Source organism: Variovorax sp. UC122_21 (assembly GCF_044056785.1).
Classification (GTDB): Bacteria; Pseudomonadota; Gammaproteobacteria; order Burkholderiales; family Burkholderiaceae_C; genus Variovorax.
Genome location: NZ_CP172003.1, coordinates 1,716,576 through 1,731,806 on the forward strand (window position 1 = coordinate 1,716,576; position 15,231 = coordinate 1,731,806).

Annotated in this window: 14 protein-coding genes and 2 pseudogenes; 10 read left to right on the top strand and 6 right to left on the bottom strand. The window is 70.5% G+C overall.

What is annotated here, in order from left to right:
- Window positions 1-47 precede the first annotated feature (47 nt).
- On the bottom strand, window positions 48-944 hold the full coding sequence (gene gcvA / locus ACHMXE_RS08880) for a transcriptional regulator GcvA (protein WP_209545652.1): 897 nt from the start codon (window positions 942-944) through the stop codon (window positions 48-50).
- Window positions 945-1,043: 99 nt separating this feature from the next.
- On the opposite strand from gcvA, the gene ACHMXE_RS08885 reads away from it, so the two are divergent.
- Genes ACHMXE_RS08885 through leuB form a run of 4 tightly spaced genes read left to right on the top strand, consistent with a single transcriptional unit; the run spans window position 1,044 to window position 5,246 of the window.
- Window positions 1,044-2,030, top strand: coding sequence for a Bug family tripartite tricarboxylate transporter substrate binding protein (locus ACHMXE_RS08885; protein WP_395345725.1), 987 nt, complete (start codon window positions 1,044-1,046; stop codon window positions 2,028-2,030).
- A gap of 44 nt (window positions 2,031-2,074) precedes the next feature.
- Window positions 2,075-3,499, top strand: coding sequence for a 3-isopropylmalate dehydratase large subunit (gene leuC, locus ACHMXE_RS08890; protein ID WP_395345727.1), 1,425 nt, complete (start codon window positions 2,075-2,077; stop codon window positions 3,497-3,499).
- Window positions 3,500-3,531: 32 nt separating this feature from the next.
- Window positions 3,532-4,149, top strand: a complete 618-nt coding sequence (gene leuD, locus ACHMXE_RS08895; RefSeq protein ID WP_395345729.1) for a 3-isopropylmalate dehydratase small subunit — start codon at window positions 3,532-3,534, stop codon at window positions 4,147-4,149.
- Window positions 4,150-4,172: 23 nt separating this feature from the next.
- The gene (gene leuB, locus ACHMXE_RS08900) at window positions 4,173-5,246 is read left to right on the top strand and encodes a 3-isopropylmalate dehydrogenase (RefSeq protein WP_395345731.1); all 1,074 of its coding nucleotides are present in this window, start codon (window positions 4,173-4,175) and stop codon (window positions 5,244-5,246) included.
- A gap of 34 nt (window positions 5,247-5,280) precedes the next feature.
- Here the strand turns inward: leuB and ACHMXE_RS08905 are convergent, their stop codons facing one another.
- Window positions 5,281-5,502 (bottom strand): hypothetical protein, encoded by a 222-nt coding sequence (locus ACHMXE_RS08905; protein WP_203207823.1) that lies wholly within the window; start codon window positions 5,500-5,502, stop codon window positions 5,281-5,283.
- 376 nt (window positions 5,503-5,878) lie between these two features.
- On the opposite strand from ACHMXE_RS08905, the pseudogene ACHMXE_RS08910 reads away from it, so the two are divergent.
- From ACHMXE_RS08910 to ACHMXE_RS08935, 6 genes and pseudogenes are all read left to right on the top strand, one after another.
- Window positions 5,879-6,725: pseudogene (locus ACHMXE_RS08910) on the top strand (STAS domain-containing protein).
- An 11-nt stretch (window positions 6,726-6,736) separates the two neighbouring features.
- On the top strand, window positions 6,737-7,111 hold the full coding sequence (locus ACHMXE_RS08915; protein WP_203207821.1) for an STAS domain-containing protein: 375 nt from the start codon (window positions 6,737-6,739) through the stop codon (window positions 7,109-7,111).
- On the top strand, window positions 7,101-7,505 hold the full coding sequence (locus ACHMXE_RS08920; protein WP_395345733.1) for an anti-sigma regulatory factor: 405 nt from the start codon (window positions 7,101-7,103) through the stop codon (window positions 7,503-7,505). The genes ACHMXE_RS08915 and ACHMXE_RS08920 overlap by 11 nt, the downstream gene beginning before the upstream one ends.
- Window positions 7,496-8,533 carry an ATP-binding protein gene (locus tag ACHMXE_RS08925; protein ID WP_395345735.1) on the top strand — a complete coding sequence of 346 codons (1,038 nt, stop codon included), beginning with the start codon at window positions 7,496-7,498 and terminating at the stop codon, window positions 8,531-8,533. The genes ACHMXE_RS08920 and ACHMXE_RS08925 overlap by 10 nt, the downstream gene beginning before the upstream one ends.
- On the top strand, window positions 8,530-9,492 hold the full coding sequence (locus ACHMXE_RS08930) for a sensor histidine kinase (RefSeq protein ID WP_395345737.1): 963 nt from the start codon (window positions 8,530-8,532) through the stop codon (window positions 9,490-9,492). The genes ACHMXE_RS08925 and ACHMXE_RS08930 overlap by 4 nt, the downstream gene beginning before the upstream one ends.
- Window positions 9,489-11,252, top strand: a pseudogene (locus ACHMXE_RS08935) (ATP-binding protein); the annotation flags it as partial. The gene ACHMXE_RS08930 and the pseudogene ACHMXE_RS08935, both read left to right, overlap by 4 nt.
- Window positions 11,253-11,480: 228 nt before the next feature.
- Here the strand turns inward: ACHMXE_RS08935 and ACHMXE_RS08940 are convergent.
- The 4 genes from ACHMXE_RS08940 to ACHMXE_RS08955 form a co-directional block, all read right to left on the bottom strand.
- Entirely contained in the window at window positions 11,481-12,512 is a 1,032-nt protein-coding gene (locus tag ACHMXE_RS08940; RefSeq protein WP_203207816.1) for a 2Fe-2S iron-sulfur cluster-binding protein, read from the bottom strand.
- Window positions 12,509-13,420 (bottom strand): PdxA family protein, encoded by a 912-nt coding sequence (locus ACHMXE_RS08945; protein ID WP_395347334.1) that lies wholly within the window; start codon window positions 13,418-13,420, stop codon window positions 12,509-12,511. The genes ACHMXE_RS08940 and ACHMXE_RS08945 overlap by 4 nt, the downstream gene beginning before the upstream one ends.
- A gap of 63 nt (window positions 13,421-13,483) precedes the next feature.
- A complete protein-coding gene (locus ACHMXE_RS08950; protein ID WP_395345739.1) occupies window positions 13,484-13,948 on the bottom strand; it encodes an aromatic-ring-hydroxylating dioxygenase subunit beta in 465 nt (154 codons plus the stop codon).
- Between the two features lie 24 nt (window positions 13,949-13,972).
- A complete protein-coding gene (locus tag ACHMXE_RS08955) occupies window positions 13,973-15,226 on the bottom strand; it encodes an aromatic ring-hydroxylating dioxygenase subunit alpha (RefSeq protein WP_395345741.1) in 1,254 nt (417 codons plus the stop codon).
- Between the last annotated feature and the right edge of the window lie 5 nt (window positions 15,227-15,231).

A 15,231-nucleotide genomic window follows, 5' to 3' on the forward strand; every position in this document is an offset into this window, starting at 1 on the left:
GCCGCGGCGCATCGGGGAAAGCCCGCGCCCCGGTCGGAACCCTTGTTTCAGCCTTCGGCGGCCGCCACTTCCTCGGCCATCCAGTGCTCAAAGTCGCGCACCCGCTGCGGTACCGGCCGGTCGGCGCGCCAGGCCATGAAGTAGCCGCCCTCGGTCGGCAGCCGCAGCGCGAGCGGCGCCACCAGCCGGCCGCTCGCGAGGTCGTCGCGCACGAAGGCCAGCAGGCCCATCATCACGCCCAGCCCCTCGGCCGCCGCCTGGTAGGCCATGGCGGCGTTCTCGAACTTGAGGCCGCGGTGCGTATCGACGCCGCTCAGGCCCGCGGCCTCGAGCCAGGCCGGCCAGTCCTGCGGCCGGTTCAGCGAACTCAGCAGCGCGTGCTGCGCGAGGTCGGCCGGCTGCGCCAGCGGCGGCTCGCGCTGCAGCAGCGCCGGCGCGCACACCGGCAGCAGCGTCTCGCGGAACAGCAGCCGGTAGCCCGGGCCCTCGGGTGGGCTGGGCTCGGAGTGGATGCTCACGTCCACGTCGTCGCGCTCGAAGTCGGTGGGCTTGTGCGAGGTGGTGATCTGCACGTCGATGCGCGGATGCCTGGCGTGGAAGCGCGCCAGCCGCGGAATCAGCCAGCGGATCGCGAAGGTGGGCGGCAGCTTGATGCGCAGCAGCCACTCGTCGGGGCTCTGCTGCAGCTGCCGCGTGCCGAGCTCGATCTGGTCGAAGGCCACCCGCATGCTCGCGTGATAGCTCTGGCCCGCGGGCGTGAGCCGGATGCCGTGGCGCCCGCGCTCGAACAGCTGCACCTTGAGCCAGTCCTCAAGCGTGGCGATGTGGCGGCTCACCGCGCCCTGGGTCACGCAGAGCTCGTGCGCGGCGCGCGTGAAGTTGCCGCAGCGCGCGGCGGCCTCGAAGGCGCGCAAGGCGTTGAGCGGTGGCAGGCGGCGTGTCATGGGGTCTGACTTTAGCTCATGCCTGCATGCGTTAATTGTGATTGCGGCGCCTTCCTCTGCGCGCCTAGGATGCGGGCACTACAAGACAGGAGACGCGCAATGATGAAGAAACTGCATGCCTGCACGATGGCCGCGGTGCTGTTCGCGGGCTTCGGCCCCGCGCTCGCGTCGGCCCAGGACGCGGCCGCCAACTACCCGAGCCAGCCGATCAAGCTCATGGTGCCCTGGCCCGCGGGCGGCGGCGTCGACACCACGGCGCGCATCGTGTCCGACATGCTCGGCCACCGGCTCGGCCATCCCTTCGTGATCGACAACCGCGCGGGCGCCGGCGGCAACATCGGCACCGAGCTCGCGGCGCGGCAGAAGCCCGATGGCTACAACCTGCTGATGTCCTCGATCAGCCCGAACGCGGTCAATGCCAGCCTCTACAGCAAGCTCGGCTTCGATCCGGTCAAGGACTTCGAGCCGGTGATCTACGTGTCGGCGGTGCCGAACATCCTGGTGGTGCCCGGCGACTCGCCGTTCAAGACCGCCAAGGACGTGATCGACGCCGCGCGCGCCAACCCCGGCAAGCTCAACTACGCCTCGGGCGGCATCGGCTCCTCGCAGCACCTGGCGGCGGTGCAGTTCGCCAGCGCGGCCAAGATCGACATCGTGCACGTGCCCTACAAGGGCACGGCGCCGGCCGAGGCCGACCTCGCGGCGGGCCATGTCTCGCTGATGCTCGACACGACCACCTGCCTGCCCTTCGTCGCCAGCGGCAAGATGCGCGCGCTCGCGGTGGCCTCGAAGAAGCGCAACCCCGCGCTGCCCGACGTGCCCACCTTCGACGAGGTGGGGCTGTCCGGCGTCTATGCCTCCTCGTGGTATGGCCTGTCGGCGCCGGCCGGCACGCCCAAGGCCATCATCGCCAAGCTCAATGCCGAGGCCAACGCGGTGCTCAAGTCGCCCGAGTTCCAGAAGCGCATGCTGGCCTTCGGCGCCGAGGTCGGTGGCGGCACGCCCGAGGAGTACGGCCGCTTCATGGCCAGCGAGACCAAGCGCTATGCCGAGATCGTGCGCATCTCGGGCGTGAAGCTCGATTGAACGCCGACCCAGTCCTTTCTTCTTCCCACGTTCCCGACGATTCCATGTCCGCTTCCCCCGCTCCCCGCACCCTGTTCGACAAGATCTGGGAGCCGCATGTCGTGATGCAGCGCGACGACGGCCAGAGCCTGCTGTACGTCGACCGCCACCTGGTGCAGGACGGCTCCGCGCCGGCCTTCGAGATGCTGCGCCAGCGGCAACTGCCGGTGCGCCGGCCCGAGCGCGCCTTCGCCACGCCCGACCACTACGTGCCCACCGGCTCGCGCGTGCTGGCCGACATCGCCGATGCCGAGAAGCGCGCGATGGCGCAGGCGCTGCATGACGACAGCGCGTCCGCGGGCATCCGCTTCTTCGGCCTCGACGACATCCGCCAGGGCATCGTGCATGTGGTCGGTCCCGAGCAGGGCCTGAGCCTGCCGGGCAGCGTGATCGTCTGCGGCGACAGCCACACGGCCACGCATGGCGCGCTCGGCGCGCTGGCCTTCGGCATCGGCGCCTCGGAAGTGGCGCACGTGCTGGCCACGCAGACGCTGTGGCAGCGCAGGCCGCGCACGCTGCGCGTGACCATCGACGGCCGGCTCGGCGCGGGCGTGTCGGCCAAGGACATCATCCTGGCCGTGATCGCGCGCATCGGCGCCGCCGGCGGCACCGGCCACGTGATCGAGTACGCGGGCGAGGCGATCCGCGCGCTCGCGATGGCGGGCCGCATGACGGTGTGCAACATGTCGATCGAGGCCGGCGCGCGCGCGGGCATGGTCGCGCCCGACGACACCACCTTCGAATGGCTGGCCGGCCGGCCCGAGGCGCCGCGCGGTGCGGCCTGGGACGCGGCCTTGGCCGGCTGGCGCCGGCTGCCGAGCGACGAGGGCGCGGCCTTCGACAGCGAGGTTCACCTGTCGGCGGCCGACATCGCCCCCATGGTCACCTGGGGCAACAGCCCCGAGGACGCGCTCCCGATCACCGGCCGCGTGCCCGATCCCGCGCAGGCGCCGAATGCCGAGCGCCGCGAGGCGATGCGGCGCACCCTGGACTACATGGGCCTGGCACCGGGCCAGGCGCTGACCGATCTCGCGGTCGACCGCGTCTTCATCGGCTCGTGCACCAACGGCCGCATCGAGGACATGCGCAGCGCCGCCGAGGTGGTGCGCGGCCGGCGCGTGGCCGAAGGCGTCGAAGCCTGGGTCGTGCCCGGCTCGGGGCTCGTGAAGCAGCAGGCCGAGGCCGAGGGTCTCGATGCGGTGTTCCGCAACGCCGGCCTGCAATGGCGCCATGCCGGTTGCTCGATGTGCCTGGGCACCAATGGCGACCAGGTGGCCGCGGGCCAGCGCTGCGCCTCGACCTCGAACCGCAACTTCGTCGGCCGCCAGGGGCCGGGTTCGCGCACCCACCTGATGAGCCCGGCGATGGCCGCGGCCGCCGCCATCACCGGCCGGCTGACCGACGTGCGCGCCATCCCGCCGGCGCGCTGAAGCGCCGCTGCCACGAACCCACGCCCGATCCCATGGAAGCCTTCACCTCCCTCGACGCGGTCGCCGCGCCGCTCGCGCGCATCAATGTCGACACCGACCAGATCGTGCCCGCGCTCTACCTGCAGAAGCCGCGCTCGGACGACTTCGGCAACTACCTGTTCCACGACGTGCGCCACGATGCCGCGGGCGCGCGCCGCGTCGACTTCGTGCTCAACGACCCCGTGTACGCGCAGGCGCGCATCCTCGTGGCGGGCCGCAACTTCGGCTGCGGCTCCTCGCGCGAGCATGCGGTGTGGGCGCTGCACGATGGCGGCTTTCGCACCGTGATCGCGCCGAGCTTCGGCGACATCTTCTTCTCGAACGCGCTCAAGAACGGCCTGTTGCCCGTGCGCCTGCCCGAGGACACGGTGCAGTCGATGCTGGCCGAACTCGCCGCCGACCCCGGCGCGCGCCTGCGCGTGGACCTGCGCGCGCAGACCGTCACGCGGCCCGGCGGCGAGGTCGAGTCCTTCGCCATCGATCCCTTCGCGCGGCATTGCCTGCTCGAAGGCCTCGACGAGATCGACTACACGCTGACCCAGCGCGCGCGCATCGAGGACTTCGAGCGGCGCCGCGCCGCCGATGCCGCGCTGTCCCATTCCTCTCTCTGAACAGCTAGAAAAGGTTCCCAGACATGAAGATCGCAGTGATGCCGGGCGACGGCATTGGCCCCGAGGTGACTGCCCAGGCATTGAAGGTGCTGAAGGCCGTGGTGGGCGCGGCCCAGCCGCTGGAACTCGCGCATGCCGCGATCGGCCAGGCCGGCATCGACAGCGCGGGCGACCCGCTGCCCGCGGCCACCAGCGAGATCGCGCGCCAGGCCGACGCGATCCTGTTCGGCTCGGCCGGCATGCCCGGCGACGAAGCCATCCCGTTCATGATGCGGCCCGGCGCGAGCCTGCTGCGCCTGCGCAAGGAGCTGGGCCTGTTCGCGAACTTCAGGCCGGCCTTCCTGTTCCCCGAGCTGATCGGCGCCTCCACGCTCAAGCCCGAGGTGGTCGAGGGACTCGACCTCCTGATCCTGCGCGAACTCACGGGCGATGTCTATTTCGGCGAGCCGCGCGGCAGCGGTGTCAATGCCGCGGGCGAGCGCGAGGCCTTCAACACCATGCGCTACTCCGAGCCCGAGGTCGAGCGCATCGCGCACGTGGCCTTCCGCACGGCGCGCGCGCGCAAGGGCCGGCTGTGCTCGGTCGACAAGGCCAACGTGCTCGAGGTGATGCAGCTGTGGCGCGAGGTGGTCACGCGCGTGGGGGCCGAGTATCCCGACGTGGAGCTCACGCACCTGTTCGTCGATGCGGCGGCCATGCAGCTGATGCGCGCGCCCAAGCAGTTCGACGTGATCGTCACCGGCAACATCTTCGGCGACATCCTGTCCGACGCGGCCGCGATGCTCACCGGTTCCATCGGCATGCTGCCCTCGGCCTCGATGGCGGCCGGCAGCTTCGGCCTGTACGAGCCGGTGCACGGCACCGCGCCCGACATCGCCGGGCGCAACCTCGCGAACCCGCTGGCCGCGATCCTGTCGATGGCGATGATGCTGCGCTTCTCGTTCGGCCAGGCGGCGAACGCCGATCGCGTGGAGCAGGCGGTGCGCCGCGTGCTGGCCGATGGCCTGCGCACCGGCGACATCTACCAGGCCGGCAGCACGCGCGTGGGCACCGAGGAAATGGGCGACGCGGTGGTCGCGGCTCTGGGCAAGAACTGAAGGAGCCGGACGGAGGGCAGAGCGCGCGCCCTGCCTACCAGAGCTTCCACCAGCGTGGTGGCGGCTTGCGGAGTTCGAGCGGGCGGGTGTCGAGCTCCAGGCCCGCCACCGGCATCGAGGGCAGCTGACGGCGCAGCTTGCGCTCGAGTTCATGCGCCATGCCGCGTGCGCGCGCGTCGCCGCGCAGGGCGCGACGGCGCCATTCCGCGGCCTCTGCGGCCAGTGCATCCATGTCCATGTTGCTGATCTCCACCATGGCGCGATTGTCCCGCGCCAACGCACAGCGCATGTAGGCGCAAGCAGTACATCGGCGTACGAATCGATACGCAGCGAGGCCTGAATCCCACAGTCGGGCAACAAGAAACGCGCGCTATGTCAAAAGACATTGCGCGCCGGTGCGAAACCAGGCCCAGTCGAAGGCCGCCTCGCCCATCCCATTTGTGGGACAGGGCCTACGCGAGGTCGCGGCATCGCTTGACCAATGCAGCTTCGTCGGTGCGCTCTGCCAACGGCTACGATCCCCGATGCGAACCAAATACTCAAAATGGGGACGGGAGCCGCCGCGCGCATGATCGAATGCACGGGCGGTCGGTGGTGGGACCGCGAACCGTGCAAATACCGAGAGGAAATCCATGAAGAACGACCATGAAGCGTTGCGCGCGACGCTGCGCGAGGAAGAAAACGACGTCCTCGAGGGCTGGCTGGACGAAGCCCGCGTGAGCGAACCGGGCGCGCGTCGCGCGGCCAAGGCCGAGGGCGGCGAGCTGCTGCGCCAGCTCGACGGCGTGCTGGCCGCGGGCGGCGACGCCGCGCGCTTCGAGGCGGCCGAATCGGGCACCGCTGCGCGACACGCTGGCCAACCTCTCGCGCACGCGCGCGGCCAAGGGCGAATCGGCCGGCGACACCAGCCTGTTCGTGCTGGCGCTCAAGAAGCCGCTGTTCGATGCGCTGCAGCGCCGGCTGGCGAAGGATCCCGCCGCGCTGGCCGGCGCGCTGTGGACCCTGTCGGCCTCGGTCGACAAGCTCGCGCAGCACACGGTCACCACCTTCCAGCAGGCGCGCGAGGACATCATCCGCCGCCAGCAGGAAGAGTTGCTCGAACTCTCGACCCCGGTCGTGAAGCTGTGGGAGGGCGTGCTGGCCGTGCCGATGATCGGCGTGCTCGACAGCGGCCGCACGCAGATGGTGATGGAGGCGCTGCTGCAGCGCATCGTCGAGACCGGCTCCGGCATCGCGATCATCGACATCACGGGCGTGCCCACGGTCGACACCCTGGTGGCCCAGCATCTGCTCAAGACCGTGACCGCGATCCGCCTGATGGGCGCCGACTGCATCATCAGCGGCATCCGGCCGCAGATCGCCCAGACCATCGTGCACCTGGGCATCGACCTGCAGGGCGTGCAGACCAAGGCCACGCTGGCCGACGCGCTCGCGCTGGCCCTGAAGCAGGCGGGCTGGTGCATCGAGCGCACGGCCTGAGCGGAGCCGCCATGGACCGCATTCCCATCCTGCGCATGGGCGACATCCTGCTGGTGACGATCCAGGTCGACATGCAGGACCAGACCGCGCTGCAGCTGCAGGACGACCTGGCCGGCCAGATCTCCAGGACCGGTGCCTCGGGCGTGATGATCGACATCTCGGCGCTCGAGATCGTCGACTCCTTCGTCGGCCGCATGCTGACCAGCATCTCGGGCATCGCCCGCATCCTGTCGGCCACCACGGTGGTGGTCGGCATGCAGCCGGCGGTGGCGATCACCCTGGTCGAACTCGGGCTGTCGCTCGAGGGCGTGAGAACGGCGCTCAATGTCGAGCGCGGCATGGAGATGCTGCGCCGCGCGCGCCTGGAGAACGCTCTTGGCCGCTGACCCCACGGGCACGTTGCCGCTGCTGTCCGAGCACAACATCGTGGCCAGCCGCCAGATGGTGCGCGCGCTGTGCCAGGAACTCAAGCTGTCGCTGGTCGACCAGACCAAGATGATCACGGCCGCCAGCGAGCTGTCGCGCAACGCGCTGATCCACGGCGGAGGCGGGCGCATGCGCTGGGAGTTCGTCGAACGCAACGGCCGGCGCGGCCTGAAGCTGCACTTCGAGGACGAGGGCCGCGGCATCGAGGACATCGCGCTGGCGCTGACCGATGGCTGGACCAGCGGCAACGGCATGGGCCTGGGGCTGCCGGGCAGCAAGCGGCTGGTCAACGACTTCGAGATCCAGTCGGCGCCCGGCGCAGGCACTCGCGTGAGCATCACCAAGTGGAAGTGATCGCGGGCTGGACCCACAAGGCGGTTCCGATCGACGATGCGAGCCGGGTCGGCGAGGCGCGACGGCATGCGGCGCAGGCCGCGGCCGAGATGGCCTGGAACGAGGTCGACGCCGGCAGGGTCGCGCTGGTCGTCACCGAGCTCGGTACCAACCTGCTGCGGCATGCGCGCAAGGGCCGGCTGCTGATCGCTTCGCGGCCGCAGATGCACGAGATCGAGGTCGTCTCGATCGACGAGGGGCCGGGCATCGAGAACCTCGCGCTGTCGATGCAGGACGGCCACTCCTCGGGCAGCACGCCCGGCACCGGCCTGGGCGCGGTGCGGCGGCTGGCCGACGAGTTCGACATCCATTCGTCGGTGCCCGAGGGCACGGTCTGCGTGGCGCGCGTGCGCGAGGCGCGCGGCCGCGGCGCGGCCGAGGTACCGGGCGCGCAGCGGGTGCAGATCGGTGCGCTGTGCCTGCCGGCGCCCTACGAATCCGTCAGCGGCGACGCGTGGGCGGCTTCGGTGTCGCCCGAGGGTGACAACTTCAACCTGCTGCTGGTCGACGGGCTGGGCCACGGGCCCGAGGCGGCCAAGGCCGCGCAGGCCGCGACCGAGGCCTTCGCGGAAGCACCTGGGCGCGAGGTCCGCGATGCGCTGCAGCAGCTGCACCAGCGGCTGCAGTCCACGCGCGGCGCGGCCGTGTGCGTGCTGAAGCTCGATACCGAGGGCGAGTCCATCGCCTGGTCGGGCGCCGGCAACATCGTCGGGCGCGTGCTCTCGGGCATCTTCGACAAGGGCATCCTGACCCAGCACGGCACCGCCGGCATGCAGATCCGCAAGCCCGAGGCCGCCACCATGGAACTTCCGCCGCACGCGCTGGTGGTGCTGCACAGCGACGGCATCGAGACGCGCTGGCAGGCCGACCGCATCCGGCCATTGCTGCAAAAGGACCCTACGCTGGTGGCCGCGGTGCTTTTGCGCGACCATACGCGTCACCGCGACGATGCGACGGTCGTGGTTCTGCGGCGAAAGGAATGGCGATGAGCAGCAGCGAACCCGACACCGCGCACGACACCGAGGCCTCGGCGCTCGCGCGCCAGCTGGCCGAGAGCCGCCAGGAGAGCGACGAGCTGCGCGCCGAACTCGAGGAAACCAACCGCGGCGTGGTGGCGCTCTATGCCGAGCTCGACGCGCAGGCCGAGCAGCTCAAGACAGCCACCGAGCTCAAGAGCCGCTTCCTGGCCTACATGAGCCACGAGTTCCGCACGCCGATCAATGCGATCCGCAGCATCACGCGCATCCTCAACGACCGCATGGACGGCCCGCTCACGCCCGAGCAGGAGAAGCAGGTCGGCTTCGTCGAGACCATGGCCTCGGAACTGGCCGAGATGGTCGACGACCTGCTCGACCTGGCCAAGATCGAGGCCGGCCGCGTGGAGATCTCGCCGGCCTGGTTCGAGATGGTCGACCTGTTCTCGGCGCTGCGCGGCATGTTCCGCCCGGTACTGGGCAACCCGGCCACCGCGCTGATCTTCGAGGAGCCCGAGGGGCTGCCCAAGCTCTATACCGACGACCGCAAGCTGTCGCAGATCCTGCGCAACTTCATCTCGAACGCGCTCAAGTTCACGCCCGAGGGCGAGGTGCGCGTGACCGCGATGCGCGTGGGCGACGATCGCGTGCGCTTCTCGGTGGCCGACACCGGCATCGGCATCGCACCCGAGCACCATGCGGCCGTGTTCGACGACTATTCGCAGGTCGATTCGCCGGTGCAGAAGCGGCTGCGCGGCACCGGCCTGGGCCTCTCGCTGAGCAAGCAACTTGCCACGCTGCTCGGCGGCCATGTCGAGCTCGAGAGCGAACTCGGCAAGGGCTCGACCTTCTCGGTCACGCTGCCGGTGCAGCTGCGGCGCCAGTCCGGCGCCGAGGCGCAGAACGGCGAGGACGGATGGGGCTGGAACGGAGCCGGCGGCACCGCGAACGAACAGCACGCGGGGCAGGCATGAACATCGACCCCGTCATCAACATCACCATCGACCGCTCGCAGCACACGGTGCTGGTGGTCGACGACAACCCCACCACCCGCTACGCCACCGCGCGCGTGGTGCGCGCGGCCGGCTTCCATACGCAGGAGGCAGGCACCGGTGGCGAGGCCGTGCGGCTGGCGCCGAAGAACATCTCGGCGGTGGTGCTCGACGTGCACCTGCCGGACTTCAGCGGCTTCGAGGTCTGCCAGCAGCTGCGCCAGCGGCCCGAGACCTCGACCTTGCCGGTGGTGCACCTGTCGGCGACCTTCGTGCGCAACGAGCACAAGGTGGCGGGCCTCAACGCCGGTGCCGATGCCTACTTGGTGCATCCGGTCGAGCCGCCGGTGCTGATCGCCACCCTGCAGGCGCTGATCCGCGCGCGGCTGGCCGAGGAGCGGCAGCGCGCGAGCGAGGCGCGCTTTCGGGCCATCTACGACCAGGCGCCGCTGGGCATCGCGCTGATCGATGCACTGGGGCGCTTCGCCGACGTCAATCCCGCGATGCTCGGCATGCTAGGGCGCTCGCGCGAGACACTGATCGGACAGGCGGTCAGCGCCTTCGCGCCGCCGGACTGGACCGACTTCGTGCGCACCCACACCGTCGAGAGCACCGACCCGCTGCAGCCCGCGGCGCGCTGGACCGGCGAGTTTCCGCTGCTGCGCCAGGATGGCAGCTGGACCCGCCTCGAGTGGACCATGTCCACGCCGATCGAACCCGGCCTGCGCGTGGGCATCGCGCTCGATGTGTCCGAGCGCTTCGAACTCGAATCGCGCCGGCGCGAGGTGCTCGAGCGCGAGCAGGCGGCGCGTGCCTCGGCCGAGCGCCTGAGCCGCACCAAGGACGACTTCGTGGCCGTGCTCTCGCACGAGCTGCGCAATCCGCTCAACGCCATCGGCGGCTGGGTGCACCTGCTGAAGGTCGGCAACCGCGCGCCCGAGCAGATGGAGAAGGGCCTCAACGCCATCGACCGCAGCGTGAAGGCGCAGGCGCGGCTGATCTCCGACATCCTCGATGTCTCGCGCATCAGCTCGGGCAAGCTGCGGCTGCACCGCGAATGGGTGGACCCGGCGGCGCTGGTGAGCGCCTCGATCGAGGCCTCGAACGCGGCCGTGGCCGCGAAGAAGCTGTCCATCCACTTCAACCAGGAAGGCGCCGAGCAGGCCGCCTGGCTCGACGGCACGCGCTTCCAGCAGATCGTTTGGAACCTGCTGTCGAACGCCATCAAGTTCTCCAACGAGGGCGGTCGCATCGTGGTCGACCTGGTGCGCAGCGGCGACCGGCTCCATCTGTCGGTGCAGGATTTCGGCCGCGGCATCGCGAGCGATTTCGTGCCGCACCTGTTCGACCGTTTCTCGCAGAGCGACTCGCCCGACAACCGCTTCCATGGCGGGCTCGGCCTCGGGCTGTCGATTGTGAAGAACCTCGCCGAGCTGCATGGCGGTCAGGTCTCGGCCCACAGCGAAGGCGAGGGCAAGGGCGCCACCCTGCGCGTGTCGCTCGGCGTGGTGCCCGATGGCGACGGCGGGATCATCCTGCTCGACGCGCGCCAGGCCGCGGGCGATCCGCCCTCCGACCACCTGCTCGCGGGGCTCGAGGTGCTGGTGGTCGAGGACAACGTCGACGCCAGCGAGATCCTCGCGGTGGTGCTGTCCGACGCGGGCGCGCTGGTGCGCATCGCGCCCGACTACGACAGCGCGCTGCAGCTGCTCGACCAGAAATGGCCCGACGTGCTGGTGAGCGACATCGGCCTGCCGGGACGCGACGGCTACGACCTGATCCGCGAGCTGCGTCAGCTCGAGGTCCGCGCGCGGCGAGCCGCGGATCTACGCGATCGCCCACACCGCCTTCACCCGGCCGCAGGACCACACCAAGGCGACCGAGGCCGGCTTCGATGCGCACCTGGGCAAGCCGCTGCAGCCGCATGCGCTGATTGCGCTGATCAACCAGCGCCACGGCTGAGCGCGGTTCTAGGCCGCCGGACCCTCCACGAACACGTCGGAATGGAAGTCGGCGGCATCGAGGCCGCAGCGCGCGAGCGCGGCCTCGCGCACCGCCGCCACCATCGCGGGCGAACCGCAGCAGTACAGCGCATGCCCGCGCAGGTCGGGGCAGGCCTGCACCAGCGCCTCGTCGGCCCGGCCGCGAACCTGTTCGGCGCGCAGGCTCTCGTCGAGCGTCGCGTCCTCGTCGCTCAAGGCCGCGACGAAGCGCAGCGACGGCCATTGCCGCTGCCAGCGCGCGACCGCCGCGGGCAGGTAGATGTCCTGTGCGCGGCGCGCGCCCCACAGCAGCGTGATCGACCGGTCGACGCGGCGCTTCATCAGGTCGTCGAGGATGGACTTGACCGGCGCGAAACCGGTGCCGCCGACCACGAAGACCAGCGGGCCGGTGTCCTCGCTGCCACCGGCCAGCGAGAACGCGCCGAACGGCAGCTCCACCTCGAGCAGCTCGCCGCTTTCGAGCCGCGGCACGCGCGCGCTGAAGGCACCGCCGGGCACATGGCGCACATGCAGCGTCAGCGTGTCGCTCTCGTGCGGCGGATTGGCCATCGAGTAGCAGCGCGTGCTGCCGTCGTCGAGCTTCAGCTGCAGGTACTGGCCGGCTTGGAAGCGCGCACGCTGGCCCGCGGGCAGCCGCAGCTGGAGCAGCGAGACGTCGGGCGCCGCGAGCTGGTGGCGAAACACCTTGGCCACAAAGCGCTTGCGCGCCGCGGGATCGACGCGCCGCCACGACACCGGCCGGATCTCGAGCGCGGGGCTCGCGGCCGTGCACATGCAGAACAGCACCTGGCCCGGCCCGCAGGTCTCGTTGACCATCGCGCCGCGGCCCGTGGGCGCGACCTCGCCGTGCGCGACCGTGCCCGCGCAGTTGCCGCACACGCCCTTGCGGCAGGAATGGGGCAGCTCGATGCCGGCGCGCAAGGCGGCGTCGAGCACGGTCTCGCCCTCGTTGCCGTCGAAGGCCAGGTCGCTGTCGGCGATGGCGATGCGCTGGCTCATGGCACGACCTCGCCAGTGGCTCGCGGCGCGCCCGACAGCAGTGCGATGGTGCGCAGCACGGCCTCGGGGCTCGCGATGCCGCGGCCCGCGATGTCCATCGCGCTGCCATGGCCCACGCTCGACAGCAACGCATCGGCGCCGATGCTCAAAGCGCTCGCGGCGCGCGGCGCCAGCAGCTTGACGGGAATGTGGCCCTGGTCGTGGAACATCGCCACGTAGAGATCGTGTGCGCGGTCCGCGAGCAGCAGGTCGGCGCCCGCGGGGCCGGCCACGCGCAGGCCCTCGGCGCGCGCGGCCTCGACCGCCGGGGCGACGATCGCCGCGTCCTCGGGCCCGAACAGCCCGCCCTCGGAGGCATGCGGGTTGATGCCGAACACGCCGATCGAAGGCCGGGCCACGCCCAGCAGCGCGCAGGCCCGCGCGCCGGCACGGATCGCCTCGGCCACCAGCGCGGGCGTCATACGTTCGAGCGCGGTGCGCACGCTCTCGTGCAGCGTCGCATGCACGATGCGCAACCCGCCGCCCACGAGCAGCAGGAACACGCGGTCCTCGGCCATGCCGCAGACGTGCGCCACCAGCGAGGGATAGCCGCTGAAGGCGATGCCGGCGCGATGGATCGCGGTCTCGTGGTGCGGGCAGGCGACCACCGCATCGACCTCGCCGCGCCGGCAGGCCTGCAGCGCGGCCGTGGCCGATGCGATTGCGGAAGCGCCCGCTGCGGCGTCGATCTGTCCGGGTCGCGCTTCGAGGTCGCCGGTCGTGACCAGCGCCGTATCGCGCAGCAACGCGTCGAGGCCGAGCTGCGCCGCCGTGCGTTCGAACACATTGGCCGGTCCGTACAGCGCGATGCGTTCGCGGTCTTCGCGCGGCAGCGCGTCCAGGGCCTTCAGCGCGATCTCGGGCCCGATGCCGTTGGGGTCGCCCGCCGTGAGCGCGAGCCGACGTGGCGTTCGATGAGAAAGACTCGATGGTCACAGCGGCAGCGCGAGCAGGGTATCGGTCACGGTGCTGTCGCACACGGCCACGCGCGACTGCAGCAGCAGGCGGCCGTCGCGCCGCACGAAGCGGTCCTCGTAGCTGCCGGTGGCGAACATCTCGGTCTGTCCCGTGGCCATGATGCGCGCCACCATGAAGGGCGTGCGCGCGCGCGCCGTGTCGCCCTCGGCCTCGAGCAGCAGCGGCATGCCCAGCAGATGGCGGTAGCGCTGCCGCTCGTAGATGTTGGCCTCGCGCAGCGCGGCGATGCGGTCCTCGAGCATCGCGCGCGAGTCGGCGTAGACGATGCCCGCGGGCAGTCCCTCGCGCTCGTTCTCGACGTGGGTGATGCGGTAGTGGCAGTCGTCGGCGAAGAAGTCGGGCCAGCGCTCGAGCGCATCGCTGTCGATGGCATCGGCATAGGCCGCGTTGAAGGCGCACAGCGCCAGCAGGTCGATCATGGGTGTTCTTTCCTCGTCGGGTGCTCAAGCGCCCATGTGCTGGCGATAGGCCTTCCAGAAGCCGCGCACCGAGGCCTCGGTGGCGCGGCCTTCGCTCGAGACGGCGCCGTCGCCGCCCATCTCGACGATGGCCTCCTGGTCGGCCGCGCCCGCGATGCCGCGCTGCACGAAGCCGCCGACCGCGCCGTCCTCCATCGAGATGAAGCCCGCGGGCCCGACCAGGTTCGACTGCTTGAGCCGCACGCGGCGCTGTTCGGGCGTGTCGTCGACATAGCCGATGTAGGTCCAGTTGAGTTCCGTGCGCGCTGTGCCCTTGGGCAGCACCTGGCGCACCGCGAGGCAGTTCTGGATCTGCTGCAGCACGAAGCCCGGGAATACCGAGAGGATCTGCAAGGTCACGCCGTCGTCGTATTCCTTGAAGCCCGCGAGCACGCTCGGGTCCTTCAGGCGATAGCGGTCGTTGTCGGAGCGCAGCGCCTGTTCCTTGTACGACGCATCCTTTTCCGCGGCCGCGTCGATCATCGAATAGCTCACGTGGTGGCCACCGCTCTCGTCGACGATCACGCCGCCCTTCTGCGACAGGCGGTTGAGCTCGAAGGTGGTGAAGAACAGGTGCAGTAGGCTCGCGTGGTAGCTGTCCTTCACGTTCTCGACGTAGAGCTTCCAGTTGTTGGGCAGCGCCTGCGTGAAGCGGCCGATCACCTCCACCGGCTTGTGCAGCACGCGCTCGATGCGCGCGCAGATCTCGTCGCCGAGGTATTCCTCGATCGAGGGCACGTCCTCCGAGAAGCTGCCGAACACCAGGCCGCAGAAGCGCGCGATGCGCAGCTTGCGCGGCCCGTGTGCTTCCTTGCAGAAGCTCGCGGGCATGCCGCCCTGGCCCTTCACCCCCTTCTCGAAGGCCACGCCCGTGAGGTCGCCCTGGCGGTTGTAGCTCCAGGCGTGGTAGACGCACTGGAAGTTCTCGCTGCGGCCCGACTTCTCGAGCGCGATCAGCGCGCCGCGGTGCGCGCAGCGGTTCTCGAAGGCATAGATCTCGTCGTCGTCGTCGCGCACCACCACCACCGGCGTTTCGCCCGCGAAGGTGGTGCGGTAGCTGCCGCCCTCGGGCAGCTCGGCCTCGAGGCACAGGTAGTTCCAGGTCTCGCCGCGGAAGATGCGCGCCTGCTCGTCGGCGGCCAGTTGCGCGTCGCTGTAGACGCCGAAGGGGATGCGCGTGAGGCCGGGCCCCGACCAGTGGATCGGTTGCGCGGACGCGGTGGATGAAGCGATGGACATGGCGG